Genomic DNA, 2,048 nt, shown 5'->3' on the forward strand with positions numbered 1-2,048 from the left:
AAAAACTTCTGCTTATTATATCTAAAACTTACAATCGGATTTTACCGATTTAAGAGTTTGTTTATTATTCTCTTACAAGAATCAATTCTAATTCTTCCAAGGATTTCCCTTTCGTTTCAGGTAGCATAAAAAAGACAAATACGAGTCCTACTGTTCCAAATATTCCATAAATAAGGAAGGTTGTTGCATTCCCGAAATTCATCTGTTCCCACGGAAATACAAGTTGAACGAGGAAGCTTACTCCTGAATTGATCAAGCCAACAAAGGAAATCGCAAGTCCCCGAATTCGGTTTGGAAACAACTCTGAAAACAAGACCCACATAACGGGTCCGATAGAAATAGCGAAAGAGGCAACAAAGCCAAGAATCCCAATTAAGACTAACCATGGGTTAATGCTAATTGCTTTCGAGATAAAATCCGTTTGATGCTCTTTAAAAGCCTTATCGCTTATATTATTTTTTAATGCCTTATTAAAATCTAAATCGCTATAGAAGACGATGTTTTGCATTGAAGCAAGATTTTCTGAACCTGCAAATGACGCGCATTCCTGAATATCTTTGTCTGTTAATTGATAAGTTGCTCTGCCAAATCCAGCAGAAAGGATAAACATTGAGATTGCAATGCCAGTTAAACCGAAGATCAAAAGTGGTTTTCTTCCAATACGATCGACCAACCAAATAGCAAAAAGTGTAAATACAAGATTGATAAGCCCAACTAGTATGGCCTGCGAAAATGAGGCGTCAGTTCCAATTCCGGTTTGTTCAAAAATCATGGGTGCATAAAAGAATACTGAATTGATACCGGTGATTTGCTGAGTGACAGCAATCACAATCCCAATCAGTAACACCAATTTCATTGAAGGCTTAAACAATTCTTTTAGTGAAGTTTTCTCCTTTTGTGGAGATGCTTTAATACTTTTAGTAATCGATTTTAATTGAATTTTTGCTTCATCAGCTCCCAATGACTTCTCCATTACTTGTAATGCTTCATCATCCAATCCTTTCATAGCTAACCATCTTGGACTGCGTGGAACGAAAAATAGAAATAGGAAATATATAATTGCAGGTAAGGCCTCCAAACCTAACATCCAACGCCAATTGTAATTTTCAAATTGTAACATTTCAGCCCAGCCTGTATTTGATTTACCTAATTGTAAAATCAAGTAATTGGTAAAAAAGGCGACGGATATCCCTAGCACAATATTCAATTGATTTAAAGAAACCATCCTTCCCCTCATTTTTGGAGGAGCAATTTCAGCAATGTACATAGGAGCAATAATCAGCGATGCTCCAACACCAAACCCTCCGACCATTCTAGCCAAAACTAAAAACCAAAAGCTAGGAGCTATCGCTGATCCTATTGCTGAAATAAAATAGAGTGCTGCTGCATATTTAAGAACCGTTCTTCTACCTAATTTATCACTTAAGGGACCAGCCATAAACATGGCCAAAGTCGCAGTTAGTGTTAGACAGCTAACAGCCCATCCCAATTGAATTTTCGTTAAATCAAATTGAGGTTCAATAAATTTCACAACACCCGATATAACCGAAGCATCGAATCCCATTAGAAATCCTCCTAATGCTACAATAAACGATACAAAAACAGTATACCTTAAATTCATGTATTCTAATATTATTTAAAATTCATCACCAAATTCAGTAATGAATGAGATTATTTTTTCTGATATATTCTGACATAGTCAACTTGCATACTTTGAGGGAATGCATCTGCATCAATCCCCTGAACATTACCCCAAGCACCACCCACTGCAACATTTAGAATCAGGTAGAATGGTTGGATATACGGCCATTTTGCTTCACCCAAGCCTTCATTTTTATACTCAAAATAAAGTTTGTCATCTACATAGGCTTTCATCACTTCTGGTGTCCATTCCAAAATATAGGAATGAAAATTTTCTGCAACATCAGCTATATGTATGGTATCAGTTTGCTGCGTATTAGTTTGCCATTGATAATCTTTAGAGTGGGCTGAAGCATGAATGGTTCCTAAATTATGTCCCACGTGTTCCATGATGTCGATTTCACCAA

2 protein-coding genes are annotated in these 2,048 nt (G+C 36.4%); both read right to left on the bottom strand.

What is annotated here, in order from left to right:
- Window positions 1-64: 64 nt before the first annotated feature.
- Window positions 65-1,621, bottom strand: a complete 1,557-nt coding sequence (locus tag ABY905_RS16845; RefSeq protein ID WP_372645992.1) for a sugar porter family MFS transporter — start codon at window positions 1,619-1,621, stop codon at window positions 65-67.
- 50 nt (window positions 1,622-1,671) lie between these two features.
- On the bottom strand, window positions 1,672-2,048 hold a 377-nt coding region (locus ABY905_RS16850; protein WP_372645994.1), incomplete at its 5' end, for a family 16 glycosylhydrolase.

The organism is Ancylomarina sp., from assembly GCF_041555295.1.
In the GTDB taxonomy this organism is placed as follows: domain Bacteria; phylum Bacteroidota; class Bacteroidia; order Bacteroidales; family Marinifilaceae; genus Ancylomarina.